Source organism: Mycobacterium sp. NS-7484 (assembly GCF_001953975.1).
Taxonomy (GTDB): domain Bacteria; phylum Actinomycetota; class Actinomycetes; order Mycobacteriales; family Mycobacteriaceae; genus Mycobacterium.
This window is the reverse complement of the sequence record NZ_MBEJ01000056.1, coordinates 39,306-57,493: the sequence shown is the minus strand read 5'-3', so window position 1 is coordinate 57,493 and position 18,188 is coordinate 39,306. Positions and strand designations below refer to the sequence as shown.

The following is an 18,188-nucleotide window of genomic DNA, read 5'->3' as shown; positions in this document are numbered from 1 at the left end:
CGGCCAGGGCGTCGAGGCGTTGATCGAGGGCGGCGGCATCCCCGACCCGTAGATTGCCCCACACCGTCGCCATGCCCGGGATGGTGCCGGCCTCGACGCTGAAATGCCGGCCCTCATCGATCTGCGGGGGCACCCGCTCACCGTGGGGGTCCAGTCGGGCCACCCATTGATCGATGCGGTCACGCAGTTTGCGTTTCGATAACCGCATCCAACTTCCCGCGCGGGCGGCCAGGGCCTCGTCGACAGCAGCCCAGGCGGTGGGGTCGACGGTGTCGGTGCGGTTGATGATGGCCAACACCATCCGCATGTCGATCGCGCCGGAGGCGAACAGGGCCGCCACCTGGGGAAGCCGATCACGCAGGACGCGGGCGTGGCGGATCTGTTCACCGGCGCGGTGGCGGCTGATGTTCAACGCCGCGGAGATTTCGGCGGCGACCGCTTCGAACGGGTCGGTGCGCCAATACACCGTCTCGGCCAGTTCGCGTTCGCGGCGGGTGTCCAACGCACCGATGGCGGCCAACCGTGGAGCGATCGCCGCGGATTCTGCCCGCGCCGCCGCGCTCATCGCGTCGATGAGAGCGGCATCGGAATCAGTGTCGAACACATGTTCGATTATGCCACCACCGACCGACAACCGCGGGATTTCTCAAGACATCGGTGACAGTCCTGCATCACGACATCGGTGACGGTTCGCGCCAGCCTGATGGCATACCGCGTGGAGCCGCCTCGACGGCCTGAACCACAACCACAGACGTCTTGTCAGGTCGAATGCTCGTGTTCACCGCCCGGCAGGTCGATCACCCCGGCACGGACCAGGATCAGCAGGCTGACCGCCAGAACCCAGAGCGGGAACGCCAGCACGATCCACATGCTGACGTCTCCGCCGATCAAAAGCGCCACCGCAAACAGGTAGGTGGCATAGACGAGCGGCCGTGGCATCAGACCGGTCTTGAGCCAGATCGTGGCCAGCGAGATCATGAACACGGCCGCCATGCGCACCCCGTATGTCTTGCTCAACGCCATCAACACCATCTGGCCGAATGTGGCGACGTGACTGTAGACGGTCGCGTCCGTCATCCCCGCCCGGCCGGCGATCAATCCGGCGCCGATCGCTGAGGAGACGAACATCGTCGCCAAGAACAGGATGCCGCTGCCCAGGAACACCGTCGCGAAGAACCGGTCCTCATAACGTCCGAAGCCGTCGCGCACCACGCCGATGAACCAGAGGAACGCAATACCGGCGAACGGCATCAGCACCGAGGCGACCCGCAGCCGGGTGGTCGCGCCGTCGATCCATTGCGAACCAGGCTCGGCGCCCTCGGGCAACGCGGTACGGATCAGCACCAGGGCTACCCCGAACAACACGGCGAACAGCACTCCCGCAAACGCGGCCGCACGCGGCGTCGACAAACGGTGCAAAGGTCGTTGAACCCCGGCTCATCGTGACACTTACGATGACCCGATGTCACTGGGCGGGAAAACAGCATTGGTCACCGGTGCGACAAGTGGCATCGGCCACGCCACCGCAACACTTCTCGCCGAGCTCGGCGCACATGTTCTGGTCAGCGGCCGTGACGCGGACCGCGGCACCCACGTGGTGACCGAGATCCGTGACGCCGGTGGCACTGCGGACTTCCTGGGGGCCACGCTGACCGACGCCGCCAGTGCCCAGGCATTGGTGCACGACGCGCTCACGGTCGCCGGGCAGATCGACATCCTGGTCAACAATGCCGCCATCGCGGTGTTCGGGCCGACGGCAAAGATTGCCGAGCAGGATTTCGATGCCTGCTACGACCTCAACGTGAAGGTGCCGTTTTTCCTCGTCGGGGCGATCGCGCCGGGCATGGCCGCACGCGGCGAAGGGGTGATCGTCAATGTCAGCACCATGGTGTCGATGTTCGGAACCCCGGGCTCGGCGGTGTACGCGTCCTCCAAAGCCGCCCTCAACCTGCTGACCAAGTCGTGGGCCGCCGAATACGGCCCAAAAGGCGTCCGGGTCAACGCCGTTGCGCCGGGACCGACCGTCACCGAAGGCACCACCGCGCAGTACGGCACCGAAGGGTTGGTCGCGCTCGCGTCGAAAGCTCCGGCCCGGCGACCGGCGGACCCGACCGAAATCGCCCGCACCATTGCATTTTTGGTCAGCGACGACGCCAGCTTCATCCATGGCGCGGTGCTACCGGCCGACGGCGGCCGGAGTGCGATCTAAGGCTGCCCGGGCAACAATCTGATCATCAGGCCGTGCGCCTCGGCGAGCAGATTCTCGTCCGGGTCACGCAGTTCGGCATTCACAAACGCCTTGCGCCCCTCGGCTTCCCGTACCCAGCCCCGCGCGGTCAGGACGGTGTCGATCGGCGTCACCTTGCGGTAGTCGACGTGCAGGAACGCGGTGCGGCTGATCGGCCGACCGGCGGCGTGGATCACCATGCCGAACACCGAGTCGAACAGCAACGGCAGCACCCCGCCGTGCACCGCGTAGTTGCCACCGACGTGGAAGCGGCTGAACTCGACCTTCAGTTCGACGCCCTCGGGCTCGAACTTCGACATGGTCCACGGCGGCATCAGCAGGCTGCCCGCACCCGGTAGTGAGGGCACCCGGTTGGCCGGGCCCACACCCTCGGCTGCCTGATAGGGCTCGAGCAGCTTGACGAGTTCCTCGACCCGATCGGCCGCGTCATCCCAGGTATCGCTGTCCGGGTTGGCCGATACGGCCAGATCCTGAGCTCGGCGCATCGCCGTCAGGAATCGCTCGAACCCCGGCCCGGGATCGGCCGGCTCGAAAACCGGGAAACCGCCGTGCTGTTCGAAAACGGACTCGGGTCGCTCGTCACTCACGGAGCAGCCAGGATGTCGCGCCGGACGATCGTCTGCTCACGCCCCGGGCCCACGCCGATGCACGAAACCTGAGCGCCGGCAAGCTCTTCCAGCCTCAGCACATAGTCCTGTGCTTTGGCGGGCAAGTCAGAGAATTCGCGTGCGCTGGAGATGTCCTCCCACCAGCCGGGCAGCTCTTCGTAGATCGGCTCGGCCTTCGCGATATCGGCCTGCGTCATCGGCATCTCGTTGGTGCGCTTGCCGTCGACCTTGTAGCCGACGCACACCGGCACCGTCTCCAGGCTGGAGAGCACGTCGAGCTTGGTCAGGAAGTAGTCGGTGATTCCGTTGACCCGCGTCGCATACCGAGCGATCACCGCGTCGAACCAGCCGCAGCGCCGGGCCCGTCCGGTGGTCACGCCGACCTCGCCGCCAGTCTTGGCCAGGTAGGCCCCGTGCTCGTCGAACAACTCGGTCGGGAACGGGCCCGAACCGACCCGCGTGGTGTACGCCTTGAGGATTCCCAGCACCGTTGTGATCCGGGTCGGACCGATGCCGGAGCCGACGGCAGCGCCGCCGGCCGTCGGATTCGACGATGTGACAAACGGATACGTGCCGTGGTCGACGTCGAGCAGGGTGCCCTGAGAGCCCTCCAACAGCACCGTCTCGCCCTTTTCCAGCGCCTGGTTCAGCAGCAGCCGGGAATCGGCGATGCGGTGGGAGAAACCCTCGGCCTGGGTGAGCAGGTTCTCCAAGACCTCGGCGGTCTCGAGCGCTTTGCGGTTGTAGATCTTGACCAGCACCTGGTTCTTGAATTCCAGTGCCGCCTCGATCTTTTCAGACAGCAGCTGCTCGTCGAGCACGTCGGCTACCCGGATGCCGATGCGGGCGATCTTGTCCTGATAGCAGGGCCCGATGCCGCGGCCGGTGGTACCGATCTTCTTGCTGCCCGCATATCGCTCCACCACCTTGTCGATGGCGACGTGATACGGCATCAGCAGATGCGCGTCGGCCGAGATGAGCAGCCCCGAGGTGTCGACGCCGCGATCCTCCAGGCCCTGCAGCTCGGTGAGCAGCACACCCGGGTCGACCACCACGCCGTTACCGATGACGTTGGTGACACCCGGGGTGAGGATGCCCGATGGGATCAGGTGCAGCGCGAAGTTCTCCCCCGTCGGCAGCACCACGGTATGCCCCGCGTTGTTGCCACCCTGGTAGCGAACGACCCATTGCACGCGGCCACCGAGCAGGTCGGTGGCTTTACCTTTGCCCTCGTCACCCCATTGGGCGCCGATGAGGACGATTGCCGGCATGGCGTAATCTCCCGCCTAATCTTCCGCACTAGTGTGGTGCAGCCGGTAGGTCACCTTATCCCAGCACACGCTGGGAACACATTTTCTCTCACGGGCGAGGTGCAGTTTTGACCCCCTCACATGGGATCGCGGTGGTCGGCACGGCGTCGGTTCCACGCCCCCTCCGATCCTTGCCGAGGGTCGCTGCCGACGACGTGACGACACACCGGAGGATCGTCGTGACCGGCGGTGCAGCCGAGCTGGCCACCGTGCTGACGGCACTCTTGCGCGCCGACCGGCTCGACGTGGAAGTCGCCCCGGTGACCGGCAGCTGGTCGGCCCGCCGCGCCCGGCGCGGCTCGGCCCGGCGGGTCCCGCTGATCCGGGACGAAACCGGAACAGTGCTGGTCAAAGCGGCCCAATGGCACGGAGTCGACGGTGCGCGGCTGAAGGGCGAGGCCATCGTCGACGACTGTGTGCTGTTCGACGGCGAAGCCCCCGGTGTCCGCGTCGAACCCACGACGGACATGCCGGGGCTACGCGCCAGCGTGCTCTCGGACCGTGGCCGTCCGCGCGGCTGGGTCGTCGGCCGCGCCGCGCAGCTGGGTACCCCGGGCGCGCAGGTGATCCGGGACGGGGTGCCCGCCCCGAAGACCGTCCGACGCTCGACGTTCTACCGGCACACCGAGGGCTGGTTGCGCGTCGGCTGAGCAGGGGCGGCACCCGGTAGCGTCGAATCGTGAACATCCGCCCGCTGCATCAGTCGGTACGGCCGAGCCCGGTTTTCCTGGCCGTCGTCGCGCTCACCGCGGCCGGCGGGGTCATGGCCTGGCTGGGCGGCGTGGAGTGGTCCGCGTTGTCGTATGCGGGCGTGTTCGTCCTGGTGATCGCGGGCTGGCTGGTGTCGCTGTGCCTGCATGAATTCGGGCACGCGTTCACCGCGTGGCGGTTCGGCGATCATGACGTCGCGGTGCGCGGCTATCTGACGCTGAACCCGTTCAAGTACTCCCATCCCCTGCTGTCGCTGGGCTTTCCGGTGCTCGTCATCGCGCTGGGCGGGATCGGACTGCCCGGCGGGGCGGTCTACGTCCGGACGTCCTGGATGACGGCCCGGCAGAAAACCCTGGTCAGCCTGGCCGGTCCGGCCGCCAACCTGGTGTTGGCGGTGCTGCTGCTGGGCATCACCCGGCTCGGCTACGACGGCGGCCACACCGTCTTCTGGTCTGGGCTGGCCTTTCTGGGATTCCTGCAGGTCACTGCGCTCGTGCTGAACCTGCTTCCGGTTCCCGGGCTGGACGGCTACGGCGCGTTGGAACCGCACCTGAGCCCGGACACCCAACGGGCCCTGGAGCCAGCCAAGCAGTGGGGCCTGTTCATCCTGTTGATCCTGCTGTTCACCCCGGTGCTCAACCGGTGGTTCTTCTTGGTGGTGTTCTGGTTCGTCGATCTGTCCGGCGTGCCCAGCCAACTCGTGTCGATCGGTAGCCAGCTGACCCGGTTCTGGTCTGCCTGGCTCTGACACCCCTTGCCACATATGCGAACTTCCGCATATATTGCGGGCATGGGTGCCGGCCACGATCACAGCCACCACAGCGATGCCCGGGTCAGCCGGATGATCATCGCTGCGGCGATCCTCAGCGCGTTCTTCGTGCTCGAGCTGGTCACCGCGCTGCTGATCAACTCGATCGCCCTGCTGGCCGACGCCGGCCACATGCTGACCGACCTGGTCGCGATGTTCATGGGCTTGACGGCGGTACTGCTGGCCAAGCGGGGCAGCACTTCCCCGGCCCGTACCTACGGCTGGCACCGCGCCGAGGTCTTCACTGCCGTGGCCAATGCCGCCCTGCTGCTCGGCGTGGCGGGATTCATCCTCTACGAGGCCATCGAACGCCTCGGCCATGCGCCGGATGTGCCCGGCGTGCCGATGATCGTGGTGGCCCTGGCCGGTCTGGCGGCCAACGCCGTCGTCGTCCTGCTCCTGCGGTCACACTCCAAGGACAGCCTGGCCGTCAAGGGCGCCTACATGGAGGTCGTCGCCGACACTGTCGGCAGCATCGGCGTCCTGATCGCCGGCATCGTCACCGTCACCACCGGCTGGCCCTACGCCGACGTGGTGGTCGCCGTCCTCGTCGCGCTGTGGGTCCTGCCGCGCGCCATCGCCCTGGCCCGTGCCGCCCTGCGCATCCTGTCGGAGTCCTCGCCCAGCCACATCGACGTCGAGGAGTTGCGCGACGCACTCGGCGCCGTCGACGGGGTCACCGGCGTACACGACCTGCACGTGTGGACGCTGGTGCCCGGCAAGGACATGGTGACCGCGCACCTGACCAGCAGCGCCGACACCGCACGGGTGCTCGACGACGCGCGTGCGGTCCTCACCGCCCGCGGACTGGCACACGCCACCGTGCAGGTGGAGCCGCCCGACGCCGCAGAAGACTGCTCCTGCGACGCCAAGGACTGAATTCAGGAAAGGCCGAGTTCTCCGCGGGCCGACGGATCGCAGTCGTCGAGCAGATCCAGGCACCGCTGGAACTCGTCGGTCTCCCCGATGTCGTCGGCAGCCTGGGCCAGTGCCGCCACGCACCGCAGGAACCCCTGGTTCGGCTCATGAGCGAACGGAACGGGACCGAAGCCCTTCCAACCGTTGCGACGCAACTGATCCAGCCCACGGTGATAACCCGTGCGGGCATACGCGTAGGCGGTGACGGCCTTGTCCTCGGCGAGCGCCGACTCGGCCAGTACCGCCCAGGCGATCGATGCCGACGGGTGCGCGGCGGCCACCACGGCGGCCTTCTCTCCCGCGGCCAATTCGTCCTCGGCCTCCGGGTCCCCGGGAAGGAGAACCGGATCCGGCCCCAACAAATCACCCATCCGTGTCATGGGCCTATTGTGCACCGACGGATAAGCTCCACCAGTACCGACGTACGGGAGGACCGCAGCAGGGATGTCGAACCCATCGGGACCGGACGAGCATCACAGTGACACACCGACCGAGAAGGTCGAACTACCCCCGGCGTCAGAGGTGACCGACCCGGCCACCGAGATCATCGGTTCGGCCGACGAGGTCACCGAGGCGGTTGCGCTCAGCGAGGAACGACGCTTCACCGCGCCGTCCGGGTTCGACGGATCCACCCAGAAGATCGACACCCCGCCGGATCCCGAGACCGAGGTGTTCGCTCCGCCGGCCGAGGGCGACACCGTCGCCGCTGAAGTACCCAAAGGCGCTGCACCGCAAGTCATCCCGCCCCGCGACGAGTCAGCTGAGCCGGCGCAGACCACCGCCCGGCGCAGCTGGGGATGGGTGGTCGCGGTCCTGTTGGTGATCGCCGCACTGGTGGCGATCGCGGTGCTGGGCACCGTCCTGCTGACCCGCAACTCGTCGGCGTCGAGTTCCCAAGAAGACGACGTCCGCGCCACGATCCAGGACTTCGACTCGGCCATCCAACGCGGCGACCTGGCCACCCTGAGATCCATCACCTGCGGCACCACCCGCGACAACTATGTGAAGTACGACCAGAAGGCCTGGGACGAAACCCATGCCCGGGTCGAATCGGCGAAGCAGTACCCCGTGGTCGCCAGCATCGACCAGGTGGTGGTCAACGGCGATCACGCCGAGGCCAACGTCACCAGCTTCATGGCGTTCGCGCCGCAAACCCGTTCCACCCGCAGCTTCGACCTCCAGTTCCGCGACAATCAGTGGAAGATCTGCCAGGCCCCGACCGGCTAGCCTGATCGGGTGAAACTGGGGGGAACCAAACCCGAACTCCGGGCATTGGCGGATCCCAGGCGTGTACACGTTGCAGGAGTACTACCAGGCGACCGGGCGGTTCGCCGGGGTCGACGGCTACCGCCCGCAGACCGGTGATGTGGCGATGTACGCCGAAGGCAGCCCGCTCGGATTGCACACGAATTTCGTCGTGGCGGTGGACGGCGACGCGATCACCACGGTCGGCGGTAACGAGGAGGGCGGCATCCGGGTGCACACCCTCGACGACGCCGAGATCGCGGGCATCATCGGGTACGGCAAGCCCGCCCCCTGACCGCCGGTACCCTTGGGACTCGTGATCGACACCGCCCTCCCCGCCGCGACGACCAATCTGGCACTCATGCCGGATTTCATGGATCCGCTGCACCTCATCGGATCCTTCGGCACGTGGGCCCTGGTGGGCATCCTGGTCGTGGTCTTCGTCGAGTCCGGGGTGTTGTTCCCGATTCTGCCCGGCGACTCGCTGCTGTTCGTCGCGGGCATGCTGGCGGCCGGCACTGCCGCGCAGGGCACGGCGGTGAACGCCAACTTCCAACTGTGGCAACTGCTGGTGTTCATCCCGATCGCGGCGGTCCTCGGCGGCCAGGTGGGCTACATCATCGGACGGACCATCGGCACCTCGATGTTCAAACCCGAGGCGCGGGTGCTCAAGCAGAAGTACCTCGACGAAGCGCACGCGTTCTTCGAACAGCGTGGCCCGTTCGCCATCGTCATCGCCCGCTTCGTGCCGATCGTGCGGACCCTGGCGCCGATCGTCGCCGGGGCCGCCAAGATGCGCTACTCGGTGTTCACGACGTTCAACGTGCTCGGCGCGATCATCTGGGGCGTCGGCCTGGTCCTGCTCGGCTACTGGCTGGGCCAGTTCGAGATCATCCAGAAGCTGCTCGAGCCGATCTTCATCCTGATCGTGGTCGCTTCCGTGGCACCGATGTTCATCGAGTGGTTGAAGCGCCGTCGCGCCGCCAAGAACGCCGCCCAGCAACAGGCCTAGCCGTGATGGATCCGGCCGTCGGTCTGAGCCAGCGGCCGTCCGCCACCACCCCACCGCTGAGCGATGATCTCGGCTGCAATCGACACCGCCGTCTCCTCCGGGGTGCGGCCACCGAGGTCCAAACCGATCGGACTCCGCAGCCTGGACAGCTCGTCGGAGGTCATCCCGGCCTCGCGCAGCCGCGCCATCCGGTCCTCGTGGGTACGCCGCGACCCCATCGCCCCGATGTAGGCGGCGCGCGCATTCTCGGGTAGCCGCAGGGCCACCTCCAGCAGCGGCACGTCGAACTTGGGGTCATGCGTCAGCACGCAGATCACCGTGCGGGCGTCGATCGCGCCGGCCTCGACCTGCGCCGCCAGGTAGCGGTGCGGCCAGTCGACCACCACCTCGTCGGCCGTCGGAAACCGCGCGGGCGTGGCGAACACCGGACGCGCGTCGCACACCGTGACCCGGTAACCCAGGAATGTTCCCTGTTGGGCGACAGCCGCCGCGAAGTCGATCGCCCCGAACACCAGCATGCGGGGCCGCGGCGCGTGGCTCGCCACGAAAACCTCCATACCCTCGCCCCGGCGCTGCCCGTCCGGGCCGTAGGTCAACACCTCACTGCGGCCGGCGGCCAACAGGCCGCGGGCATCGTCGGACACCGCGGCGTCGGCCCGCGACGATCCGAGGGAGCCCTCGTAATCGTCGCTGCGCACCACCAGTCGTCTGCCGACCCGGGACGAATCCGGGTGCGCGATGACGGTGGCCACCGCGACCGGGCGATGGGCCTCGATGTCGTCGGCGACCGCATCCAGTTGCCGAAACGTCTCCTGGGACACCGGCTCAACGAACACGTCGAGAATGCCGCCGCAGGTGAGACCGACCTCGAACGCGTCGTCGTCGCTCACGCCGTAGCGCTGCAGCACCGGGACGCCGGTGGCCATCACGTCGGTGGCCAGTTCGTAGACCGCACCCTCGACGCAACCACCAGAGACCGATCCGGTCACCGTGCCGTCAGGCGCGACGAGCATCGCCGCGCCCGCTGGGCGCGGGGCCGACCGAAAGGTGCGCACCACGGTCCCGACGCCGGCGGTGCCGCCGGCACGCCAGACCGCTAACAGGGTGCTCAGCACGTCTCTCACGACGTTCAATCTAAGGCTTGAGGACTACCCCAGACCGAGGGCACCGGCGAGTTCGCGCAGTGCGGGTCGCGGATCTGCCGTCGGGTTGTCGCCGAGTACCTGTACCACCACGTGGTCGGCACCGGCGTCCACGTGCGCCGTCACGGCCTTCGCAGCACTTTCCACCGAACCCATCCCCACCACGCCGCGGGCCAGCCGGTCGGAACCACCGCGGACGAGGTCGGATTCGTCAAAACCCTGGCGCAGCCACGAGTTCCGGTAATTCGGCAGACCGCTGTAGACGTCGAGGTGAGCGTGGGCGCGACGGAGCTGATCCTCGTCGGTGGAGCCGATGGCCACCGCCTGCTCCGAAACGATCCATTTGTCCGGCCCGAGAATGTCGCGGGTGACCCGCGTCTGTTCCGGAGTCACGAGATACGGGTGCGCGCCGTCGGCATGGGTGCCCGACAGCTCGATCATCTTGGGGCCCAGCGCAGCCAAGAGCCGGGGCGGACGGCCGACGCCCGGTTCGATCTGTTCGGGCACCGCGGCCATCCGGTCCAGATAGTCCCGCATGGTGGCCAGCGGCTTCTGATACACACCGCGCAGGCCGTGCTCGACCAACGGCCCGTGGCTGACCCCGAGACCCAACACGAACCGCCCGGGATACAGCGCGGTGAGGGTCCGGGCGCCGGTCTCGGCCGCGCTCGGCACCCGAACATGGATGTTGGCGATACCGGTGCCGACCACCAGGCGCTGCGTCGCGGCCAGAAACGCCGCCGACTGCGTCAGGCATTCCTTGCCGGTCACCTCGGGCAGGAACAACGAACCGTAGCCGAGTGCCTCGATCTCTCGGGCCACCTCCTGCGCGTCCGGCATCGACCAGGTCTCACTGGCCCACCACACGCCGATCCGGCTCGGAAAATCGATCGTCGCCCGTTGTGAGTTCGTCAATGCCTACTCCTCTTCTGCCAGCGTGTGCGCGGCTTCCATCAACATCCAGCCCGACAACTGGACCGACAGATCACGTTCGGGCATCGCCGAGGCGTTGACCGCGCCGTCGACGAACTGGGCCTCCGCGCTCTTGTCGCCCCCGGCCGTGGGCACCTCGGCATTGCGATCCCAGAACGGCCCGAACAGCGGCAGGCCGTCGACGGTCTGGCGGTAATTCCAGGCCGACTCGGCGGATTTCAGCACGATCGACCGGGCCGTGCGGCGCGCCGCCTCGTCCGCTTCGGTGTCACCGGGCAGCGTGGTGGCCACCAACGCCAGGTAACGCGCCGTGATGCCGTTGAACAGACCGCCGTCGCCGCCACCGGCGCCCTTGATGACGCCGTCGGGTGCCATCTCCTTGTCCACCGCGGCCACCAGACGGCGCACCCGCTCGCCGTGACGGGCGTCCTGCGTGCGCACCGCGAGCTCGACCTCAAGACCGAGCACCACGCCCTGGCAGTAGGTGTACTGGGCGCGCACCATCGAGCCGGCCTTGATGCCGTCGAACACCAGATGGGTCTCCGGGTCGATCAGGGTGTCGTCGATCCAATCGGCCATCTGCTGGGCCCGCCGCAACCGGTCGTCATAACGGGCCAGAAAGATTCCGGCCGGCCCGTTGGCCGGAGCATTGAAGAACTGGTCCTGCTTGCGCCACGGGATACCGCCGCCGTCCTCGGGCACCCAGGCGTTGACGAACTGATCGCACAACTTCTCGAGCGGACGGGGCTTTTCGACCCCGGCCAGGCGTCCGGCCCGCTCGATGGCCAGTGCCAACCACGCCATGTCGTCGTAGTAGCTGTTGACCCATCCCGTGTTTCGCAGCCAGTGCGCACGAATCTGCCGTTCGATACGGGTTTTCCGCTCCGGCTGGGGGTCGCGTACCTGTGCGTCGATCAGACAGTCGAGAAGGTGGGCCTGCCACCAGTAATGCCATGTCCCGAACTGGCGGTACTTCTTGGTCGCCGGCCATGCCGTCACACCGAGCTGAGTGCCCGGCAGGTGCCAGAGTTTGGTCAGATGCCGTTGGGTGATCGCAGCTTCGGCGCTGGCCGCGCGGTTGGCCCATAGCTGATCCATGACACCGATCCTGCCTTACCAGGCCGCCGAAATGTCGGCATGTCGAGCGATCCAGGCGTGCATGACGATTCCCGCGGCAACTCCGGCGTTGATGCTTCGGGTGGACCCGAACTGAGCGATGGAAACCGTGACGGCAGCGCCGGCCTGCGCCTCTGGAGTGATACCCGGGCCCTCCTGTCCGAAGATCAGCAGACAGTCGCGGGGCAACTCAGTCTGTTCGAGCCGCACCGATCCGGGCACGTTGTCGACCGCGACGACGGTCAGCCCGGTCTCGGCGGCGAAGGACAGCAGTTCCGCGGTGGTGTCGTGATGGCGCAACCGCTGATAACGATCGGTGACCATGGCACCGCGCCGGTTCCACCGCCGTCGGCCGACGATGTGCACGGTATCGACGGCGAAGGCGTTCGCAGTGCGCACCACGGTGCCGATATTGGCGTCGCTGCCGAAGTTCTCGATCGCGATGTGCAACCGGTGCCGACGTCGGTCGATGTCGGCGATGATCGCCTCGCGGGTCCAATATCGGTAGGCGTCAACGACATTGCGGGTGTCGCCGTCGCGCAGCAGGTCGGGGTCGTAGCGCGCGGCGTTGTCGCCGGTCGGTAACGGCCCCGCCCACGGACCGACACCCGGCGACTCACCCCACTCCGTGGGGCCGACAGACTCAGCCACCGGTGGTCCACAGGGCGGCATGCGTCCCGATCACCGACACCGACGCGTACAACAGTGCGGCGTTGATCTCCCCCTGGGAGCACAGCGAGACCCGCACGTTGACCGCGTCCCGCGAGGCTTCCGGCAGGACCAGCACCGACGAGCCGTACACCGAGCAGATGTGGCTGAGCCCCGGTGGCGGCAGGGTCGGGCCCACCACCACCATCAGCGGACCGCCGCGCTCGGCCGCGTCCTGCCGGTAACGCGATGCGGCCCCGTCGATTTCGAGGCCGAGCAGCATGTAACCCTTGCCGTTGAACGCGGTGGGATCACCGATCGCGGTCGGCGCCAGCTGTCCGCCGTCGGCGCTGAACCCGTCCACACTTGTGGTCTTGACCGTGACGCCGGTGTCGTTGACGTTGGTCGGCAGCATCCCGACCGGGAAGGCGGCCGGATAGGCGATGGTGGTTCCGGCGATGCGTTCGCGCGGCGAATAGACGTAGACCCCGCGCACCTGACTCTGATCCCGCAACGGCCCCAAGCACACTGTGCCCGTGAGCTTGTCGGGTGATGGTGCCGCCAGAGGCCGCAGACCCAGATTGGCCACACCGTCACAACCGTGCAGGGCGTCGGCCTCGATCGGATGCGCCAGGGCGCCGTACAGGCCGAACCTGAGGTCCTCAGGCTTGGCCGGGGAATCGCCGGAGGCCGAGCCCTCGACGTCGATCAGCACCCGTTCGGAATCGAACCGCAGATCCGAGACTTTCAGGTGCCATCCCAGGATGTCCAACGACTCACCGAGCGCCGCAGTCGACGCCTCATAGGTTCGTGCCGGTTGATCGGGCGCGCAGCCCGCGGTGACGGCGAGAAGTACCGCCATCACCGCCGCGATCAGCGCCCGCACCGGTACGAAAGTTCTGTTCTAAGTTCTCCCACGACCTTTTCCCACTGCTTTTGTCATGGCGCGCACCAGGTTTCGCGGAGCCATCCGCCCTCCGGTGGTCAACACCTTGTACTGCAGACCCGGCACGATGACCACCTTGCCCGCGGCCACGTCGGACAGGCAGTCCCGCACCACGTCGTCGACCTGCAGCCACATGAACGACGGCGTGCCCGCCATGTCGATGCCGGCGCGGGCATGGAACTCGGTGCGGACAAATCCGGGACACAGCGCGTGCACGCCGACCCCGGTGCCACCCAGCCCGTTGGCCAGCCCCTCGCTGAACGAGACGACCCAGGCCTTGGACGCCGAATATGTCGAGCCTCGGCCGGGCACCAGACCCGCGACGCTGGCCACGTTGATCACGGTGCCGGCGCCCGCGTCGATCATCGACGGTAGCGCTGCGTGGGTCAGCTCCATCACCGCGGTGACGTTGACCGCCAACTGGTCCTGCAACTGGGCCAGATCGGCAGTCCAGAATTCACCCGACGTGCCGAACCCGGCGTTGTTCACCAACACCTGAACCCCGGCCCCGAGCCGCTCGGCGACCTTGGCGCGGTCCTGGGCACGGGACAGGTCGGCAGGAAGGAGTTCGACACCGGCACCGGCCTCGTCGCGCAGCTCGGCGGCCAGTTGTTCGAGGCGCTCACCATCGCGTGCCACCAGCACCAAGTCGTGCCCGTCGCGGGCGTAACGCCGGGCGAACCCGGCACCCAGTCCCGAGGTCGGTCCGGTGATCAGCGCGACGGGGCGAGGCATGCCGACAGCGTAGTCAACTACTCTGTCGCGCTTCAGCGCTGGTAGTGCGGGGCGTGGCGGCCGTTGCGTGCCGGCGGCGGAGGCCGACGAATCCCATCCGGACGGCCGGGCTCCTGGCGTGGCTGGGTGTAGCGGCTGACGTCACCGCGGCCCGGCGCGGCGTCGGTCCGACCAGGCGGCAGCTCGCGACGCCCGGCGGCGGCCGGAGTCGGGGCGAGCGGGCGGCCGGGAGAACCGGCACGGCGGGCCAGCGCAGCCTGGCTGCCCTGACCGGACTGCGGTGCCACACCGTTCTGCGGTACCGGAGGCAGCACGCGCAAGAGGTCGTTGAACTGGCGCACGGTGCGCAGCCCCTCGTCCCACTGGGCGCGGGTACTGGTGACGGGCATGCTGACGAGCGTCCAGTTCTGCTCGTTCCACATGATCTCGGCACAGTCGGGAGCGGTGTGGGCGAACGTGACCATCCGGCGGTCGCAGGCCCGACGCGCGGCGTCGAGGTTGGTGGAGTACACCATCCGCGGACCGATCGCACCGAGCAGCCAGATGTCGCTCTCGCGGGGCTCCTTGATGCCTTTGAGCCGCAGATCGACCACGACGTTCGTGCCGACCTTGCGGTGCAGCGCGATCACCGTCGCCACCTCTTCGATGTCAAAGATGAACACCGCCTCGCCACGAATCTGGCCGAGGACGACATTCTTGGCCGTGACGTCACCGATGGTCGACATGACCCCGCGCTTCCAGCGCTTGAGGATTTCGTGCGACTCGTGCTCGTAATCGAAGCCATGCGACTTCGCCCAAGACCTACGGCGCCGTCCCAACCCACGTCGACGGTCGATGTCGACGTACAGCAGCACCGCCGCACCCACGAAACAGAGTGCGGACAGCGTGAACCAGAGCGGGACCATCGGGCCTAGCCTACTTGTTGACCGGGGCAATGCCCCAGCCTTGTGAGGTCACAACCCGATTACTGGTGCTCAACGGGCTGTAGCCGGGACTCCTCGAGGTACGTGACGATCGCATTGGTGAGTCCGCGGCGGGCCACGTCGAGGTCGGTGTAGGTGCCGAGTTGACGCTCCGAGGTGATGCCGCGCATCGCCCCCGGAATGAAGGAGGCGACCTCATGGACCCGCTCAGGGTCGACGTCGAGGTCGGCGAAGGCCTGCTGACAGGTTTGCAACCAGCTCTGTCCCCACGACGACAGCTCGGCCGCGGTCTTCGGGTAGAGCCGTTCGAGCTCGGCATGGTCACGTGGCAGGGCGGCCCGCAGGTTCTCGATCGCCCGTGAGTCGCTGGCGGTCAATCCGTCATAGAGCAGGTCGATGATGCCGGCGACGCGCTGACGCAGCGGCGCATTGCCGTCGTGGTGGCTCAGCATGCCCGCCCGACGCTCGGCGGTGCGCTGCAGGACCGCGGCCCAGAACCCGTCGATGTCGCCGAACTGGTACTTCACCGCGCCCCACGTGGCGCCGATCTCTTTGGCGATCCGGTTGGCCGAGACCGCGGTCGGATCTCCGGTGGCCAGCGCCTTGCGGGCGGCCTCCAGCATGCTCTCCCGGGTGGCTTCACCGCGGCGGTTGGTGCGGCGCGCGCTCACCTCGGTCATCTTCGAGAGGCTACCCCGGTTTCACAGAACCCTCTTCCAAAGTTTCACAGAAGCTCCTACGATTCGCCTCATGGCCAAACCGCCGTTGTCGATGAAGCCGACAGGATGGTTCCAAGTTGCCTGGTCGGACCAGGTCGCCGCCGGGGCCGTCCATGCCATGAAGTACTTCGGCGAGGAGATGGTCGCCTGGCGTTCGGAAGCCGGGCAGGTGACCGTGATGAACGCCTACTGCGAGCATCTCGGTGCCCACCTCGGATTCGGCGGCCAGGTCGTCGGCGAGGTCATCCAATGCCCGTTCCACGGCTGGCAGTGGAACGCCGAGGGCCGCAACGTCTGCATCCCGTACCAGGACCGGCCCAACCGCGGTCGGCGCATCCGCACCTACCCCGTCGTGGAACGCAACGAGGCCATCTACATCTGGCACGACATCGAAGGGCGCGAGCCGTTCTTCGACGCGCCGGATGTGTTCGCGTCCTTCGCCGACGGCAGCAGCGCCGCCGACTACTACCCCCAGCAGCGGTTGTTCCGCGAAGCGCTCGAGCTGCATCCGCAGTACGTGCTGGAGAACGGCGTCGACTTCGCCCACTTCAAGTTCGTGCACCAGACGCCGATCGTGCCGGTGTTCACCCGCCACGACTTCGCCGCACCCATCTCCTACGTGGACTTCACCATCACCTTCGAGGGCGACGATCAACAATCGATCGACGACGTGCGCAGCGGCGTCGAAGCCATCAACGGCGGCCTGGGCATCGCGGTGACCAAGAGCTGGGGAATGATCGACAACCGGACCATTTCAGCGGTCACGCCTGTCGACGAGTCCACCTCCGACGTGCGGTTCATGGTCTACATCGGCCGGACCCCCGGGAAAGATTCTGTTCGGGCCGCTGCGAAGGCCGCCGAGTTCGGCGACGAGGTGATCCGCCAGTTCACCCAGGACATCCACATCTGGTCACACCAGCGCTATTCCGATCCCCCGGCGCTGGCCACCGCCGAATACGAAGGCTTCACCGCAATCCGCAAGTGGGCCATGCAGTTCTATCCCGACGCCAGAAAGGCAGACGCCCTATGACCGAGAAGATCCGGGTTTTCCAGGTGGCGACCGGCAACGTCGGCACCGAGATGATCAAGCGTATCGGCCAGCGGCCCGATCTCGAACTGATCGGATTACATTGCTACACAACCGAAAAGATAGGCCGTGACGCCGGTGAGATTGCCGGGATCGAGCCGATCGGCGTGACAGCCACCGGCTCGGTCGATGACATCATCGCCGCGCGTCCTGACGTGTTGACCTTTCACGGCGTGTTTCCGGACGAGGACCTGTACGTGAAAGTCCTTGAGGCCGGGATCAATATCGTCACCACAGCCGACTGGATCACCGGCTGGCACCGTGACACCAACCATCCGCACCCGTCCGGGAAGCCGGTGTCGCAGCTGCTCGCCGAGGCGTGCGAGAAGGGTGGCTCGACGTTCTACGGCACCGGGATGAACCCGGGCGTCAACCAGATTCTGGGTGTGGTGTGTTCGGCCGACGTGGCCGAGATCGAGAACGTCACCACCATCGAATCCGTCGATGTGTCATGCCATCACAGCAAGGACACCTGGATCGAGGTCGGCTACGGCCTGCCGGTCGACGACCCGTCGATCCCGGGAAAGCTCGAGAAGTACACCCGGGTGTTCGCCGACAGCGTGTTGATGATGGCCGACTGCTTCGGACTCGAACTCGACGAGGTGAAGTTCAGTGCCGAACTCGGGGCCTGCACAAAGGATGTCGACCTCGGGTGGTACAAGCTGCCCAAGGGATCGCTGGGCGGTAACTACATCAAGTATCAGGGCATGATCGACGGTGTGCCGCGCGTCGAGACGCACCTGGAATGGCAGATGACGCCGCACACCGATCCCAGCTGGGACATCAAGGGCTGCTACATCACCCAGATCAAGGGCGATCCGTGCGTCTACAACAAGCACATGATCTTCCCGAAACCCGGTGTGGACCTTTCCGATCCGGACTCATTTGCCTCGATCGGCATGACGGTGACAGGGCTACCCGCGCTCAACGCGATCGCCTCGGTGGTCAAAGCCCCGCCCGGGTTGTTGACGAGTGCCGACGTGCCACTGCGTGGGTTCGCCGGCCGGTTCAGTTTCTAGCGCGAAAAGACACAAACCCGCACTCTTCCCACGGGAATTGTGCGGGTTTGTGTCTTTTCG

At 66.9% G+C, this 18,188-nt stretch carries 21 protein-coding genes and 1 pseudogene; 9 read left to right on the top strand and 13 right to left on the bottom strand.

Annotated elements, in window-relative coordinates:
• Both A5733_RS10410 and A5733_RS10405 read right to left on the bottom strand, forming a co-directional pair.
• On the bottom strand, window positions 1–604 hold a 604-nt coding region (locus A5733_RS10410; RefSeq protein ID WP_142253912.1), incomplete at its 3' end, for a DUF222 domain-containing protein.
• Between the two features lie 155 nt (window positions 605–759).
• Window positions 760–1,410, bottom strand: coding sequence for a hypothetical protein (locus A5733_RS10405; RefSeq protein ID WP_076240056.1), 651 nt, complete (start codon window positions 1,408–1,410; stop codon window positions 760–762).
• A gap of 52 nt (window positions 1,411–1,462) precedes the next feature.
• Here A5733_RS10405 and A5733_RS10400 point away from each other — a divergent pair, with 52 nt between their 5' ends.
• Complete coding sequence (locus A5733_RS10400) at window positions 1,463–2,209, top strand: SDR family NAD(P)-dependent oxidoreductase (protein WP_076240055.1); 747 nt, start codon at window positions 1,463–1,465, stop codon at window positions 2,207–2,209.
• Here A5733_RS10400 and A5733_RS10395 read toward each other — a convergent pair.
• Together A5733_RS10395 and A5733_RS10390 are read right to left on the bottom strand one after the other, a co-directional pair.
• Entirely contained in the window at window positions 2,206–2,835 is a 630-nt protein-coding gene (locus A5733_RS10395) for a PaaI family thioesterase (RefSeq protein ID WP_067764554.1), read from the bottom strand. The genes A5733_RS10400 and A5733_RS10395 overlap by 4 nt on opposite strands.
• The gene (locus A5733_RS10390; RefSeq protein ID WP_067764557.1) at window positions 2,832–4,127 is read right to left on the bottom strand and encodes an adenylosuccinate synthase; all 1,296 of its coding nucleotides are present in this window, start codon (window positions 4,125–4,127) and stop codon (window positions 2,832–2,834) included. Before A5733_RS10390 ends, A5733_RS10395 begins: the two co-directional genes overlap by 4 nt.
• 107 nt (window positions 4,128–4,234) lie before the next feature.
• Here A5733_RS10390 and A5733_RS10385 point away from each other — a divergent pair, with 107 nt between their 5' ends.
• The 3 genes from A5733_RS10385 to A5733_RS10375 are packed head-to-tail and all read left to right on the top strand — an operon-like array spanning window position 4,235 to window position 6,564.
• Window positions 4,235–4,816, top strand: a complete 582-nt coding sequence (locus A5733_RS10385; RefSeq protein WP_076240054.1) for a hypothetical protein — start codon at window positions 4,235–4,237, stop codon at window positions 4,814–4,816.
• 29 nt (window positions 4,817–4,845) lie between these two features.
• Window positions 4,846–5,625, top strand: coding sequence for a site-2 protease family protein (locus tag A5733_RS10380; protein WP_076240053.1), 780 nt, complete (start codon window positions 4,846–4,848; stop codon window positions 5,623–5,625).
• Window positions 5,626–5,667: 42 nt separating this feature from the next.
• Complete coding sequence (locus A5733_RS10375) at window positions 5,668–6,564, top strand: cation diffusion facilitator family transporter (RefSeq protein ID WP_076240052.1); 897 nt, start codon at window positions 5,668–5,670, stop codon at window positions 6,562–6,564.
• 2 nt (window positions 6,565–6,566) lie between these two features.
• Here the strand turns inward: A5733_RS10375 and A5733_RS10370 are convergent, their stop codons facing one another.
• Window positions 6,567–6,983, bottom strand: coding sequence for a DUF3151 domain-containing protein (locus tag A5733_RS10370; protein WP_067764568.1), 417 nt, complete (start codon window positions 6,981–6,983; stop codon window positions 6,567–6,569).
• A 64-nt stretch (window positions 6,984–7,047) separates the two neighbouring features.
• Here A5733_RS10370 and A5733_RS10365 point away from each other — a divergent pair, with 64 nt between their 5' ends.
• The 3 genes and pseudogenes from A5733_RS10365 (at window position 7,048) to A5733_RS10355 (ending at window position 8,860) form a co-directional block, all read left to right on the top strand.
• Window positions 7,048–7,830, top strand: a complete 783-nt coding sequence (locus A5733_RS10365) for a DUF4878 domain-containing protein (protein ID WP_067764572.1) — start codon at window positions 7,048–7,050, stop codon at window positions 7,828–7,830.
• 28 nt (window positions 7,831–7,858) lie between these two features.
• Window positions 7,859–8,143: pseudogene (locus tag A5733_RS10360) on the top strand (CHAP domain-containing protein); the annotation flags it as partial.
• A gap of 66 nt (window positions 8,144–8,209) precedes the next feature.
• Window positions 8,210–8,860 (top strand): DedA family protein, encoded by a 651-nt coding sequence (locus A5733_RS10355; RefSeq protein WP_197508170.1) that lies wholly within the window; start codon window positions 8,210–8,212, stop codon window positions 8,858–8,860.
• On the opposite strand, the gene A5733_RS10350 is transcribed toward A5733_RS10355, so the two are convergent.
• From A5733_RS10350 to A5733_RS10315, 8 genes are read right to left on the bottom strand one after another with little or no spacing between them, the layout of a single operon-like run.
• Complete coding sequence (locus A5733_RS10350) at window positions 8,857–9,984, bottom strand: XdhC/CoxI family protein (protein ID WP_067764581.1); 1,128 nt, start codon at window positions 9,982–9,984, stop codon at window positions 8,857–8,859. The two genes, A5733_RS10355 and A5733_RS10350, sit on opposite strands and share 4 nt — an antisense overlap.
• Before the next feature lie 24 nt (window positions 9,985–10,008).
• On the bottom strand, window positions 10,009–10,917 hold the full coding sequence (locus A5733_RS10345) for an LLM class F420-dependent oxidoreductase (RefSeq protein WP_067764584.1): 909 nt from the start codon (window positions 10,915–10,917) through the stop codon (window positions 10,009–10,011).
• Between the two features lie 3 nt (window positions 10,918–10,920).
• Window positions 10,921–12,033, bottom strand: a complete 1,113-nt coding sequence (locus A5733_RS10340) for a glycoside hydrolase family 76 protein (protein ID WP_067764587.1) — start codon at window positions 12,031–12,033, stop codon at window positions 10,921–10,923.
• 15 nt (window positions 12,034–12,048) lie between these two features.
• Entirely contained in the window at window positions 12,049–12,702 is a 654-nt protein-coding gene (locus A5733_RS10335; RefSeq protein WP_076240051.1) for an RNA methyltransferase, read from the bottom strand.
• Window positions 12,695–13,585 carry a hypothetical protein gene (locus tag A5733_RS10330; protein WP_076240050.1) on the bottom strand — a complete coding sequence of 297 codons (891 nt, stop codon included), beginning with the start codon at window positions 13,583–13,585 and terminating at the stop codon, window positions 12,695–12,697. Before A5733_RS10330 ends, A5733_RS10335 begins: the two co-directional genes overlap by 8 nt.
• Before the next feature lie 18 nt (window positions 13,586–13,603).
• Complete coding sequence (locus A5733_RS10325; RefSeq protein WP_076240049.1) at window positions 13,604–14,380, bottom strand: SDR family oxidoreductase; 777 nt, start codon at window positions 14,378–14,380, stop codon at window positions 13,604–13,606.
• A 32-nt stretch (window positions 14,381–14,412) separates the two neighbouring features.
• Window positions 14,413–15,285: a trehalose monomycolate transport factor TtfA gene (ttfA, locus tag A5733_RS10320; protein WP_076240048.1), complete on the bottom strand. Its 873-nt coding sequence runs from the start codon at window positions 15,283–15,285 to the stop codon at window positions 14,413–14,415.
• A gap of 59 nt (window positions 15,286–15,344) precedes the next feature.
• Window positions 15,345–15,983: a TetR/AcrR family transcriptional regulator gene (locus A5733_RS10315; protein ID WP_076240047.1), complete on the bottom strand. Its 639-nt coding sequence runs from the start codon at window positions 15,981–15,983 to the stop codon at window positions 15,345–15,347.
• A gap of 70 nt (window positions 15,984–16,053) precedes the next feature.
• Between A5733_RS10315 and A5733_RS10310 the strand changes: the two genes are divergently transcribed.
• Window positions 16,054–17,052 carry a Rieske 2Fe-2S domain-containing protein gene (locus A5733_RS10310; protein ID WP_067764606.1) on the top strand — a complete coding sequence of 333 codons (999 nt, stop codon included), beginning with the start codon at window positions 16,054–16,056 and terminating at the stop codon, window positions 17,050–17,052.
• Window positions 17,049–18,128 (top strand): dihydrodipicolinate reductase, encoded by a 1,080-nt coding sequence (locus tag A5733_RS10305; RefSeq protein WP_067764609.1) that lies wholly within the window; start codon window positions 17,049–17,051, stop codon window positions 18,126–18,128. The genes A5733_RS10310 and A5733_RS10305 overlap by 4 nt, the downstream gene beginning before the upstream one ends.
• The last annotated feature ends 60 nt before the right edge of the window (window positions 18,129–18,188 follow it).

What these genes read in the sequence shown, in the direction of transcription:
- A5733_RS10325 (WP_076240049.1), bottom strand. Translation starts at nt 14,380, where the DNA reads ATGCCTCGCCCCGTCGCGCTGATCACCGGACCGACCTCGGGACTGGGT.
- A5733_RS10305 (WP_067764609.1), top strand. Translation starts at nt 17,049, where the DNA reads ATGACCGAGAAGATCCGGGTTTTCCAGGTGGCGACCGGCAACGTCGGC.
- A5733_RS10355 (WP_197508170.1), top strand. Translation starts at nt 8,210, where the DNA reads ATGCCGGATTTCATGGATCCGCTGCACCTCATCGGATCCTTCGGCACG.
- A5733_RS10365 (WP_067764572.1), top strand. Translation starts at nt 7,048, where the DNA reads ATGTCGAACCCATCGGGACCGGACGAGCATCACAGTGACACACCGACC.
- A5733_RS10310 (WP_067764606.1), top strand. Translation starts at nt 16,054, where the DNA reads ATGGCCAAACCGCCGTTGTCGATGAAGCCGACAGGATGGTTCCAAGTT.
- A5733_RS10340 (WP_067764587.1), bottom strand. Translation starts at nt 12,033, where the DNA reads ATGGATCAGCTATGGGCCAACCGCGCGGCCAGCGCCGAAGCTGCGATC.
- ttfA (WP_076240048.1), bottom strand. Translation starts at nt 15,285, where the DNA reads ATGGTCCCGCTCTGGTTCACGCTGTCCGCACTCTGTTTCGTGGGTGCG.
- A5733_RS10390 (WP_067764557.1), bottom strand. Translation starts at nt 4,127, where the DNA reads ATGCCGGCAATCGTCCTCATCGGCGCCCAATGGGGTGACGAGGGCAAA.
- A5733_RS10370 (WP_067764568.1), bottom strand. Translation starts at nt 6,983, where the DNA reads ATGACACGGATGGGTGATTTGTTGGGGCCGGATCCGGTTCTCCTTCCC.
- A5733_RS10375 (WP_076240052.1), top strand. Translation starts at nt 5,668, where the DNA reads ATGGGTGCCGGCCACGATCACAGCCACCACAGCGATGCCCGGGTCAGC.
- A5733_RS10315 (WP_076240047.1), bottom strand. Translation starts at nt 15,983, where the DNA reads ATGACCGAGGTGAGCGCGCGCCGCACCAACCGCCGCGGTGAAGCCACC.
- A5733_RS10400 (WP_076240055.1), top strand. Translation starts at nt 1,463, where the DNA reads ATGTCACTGGGCGGGAAAACAGCATTGGTCACCGGTGCGACAAGTGGC.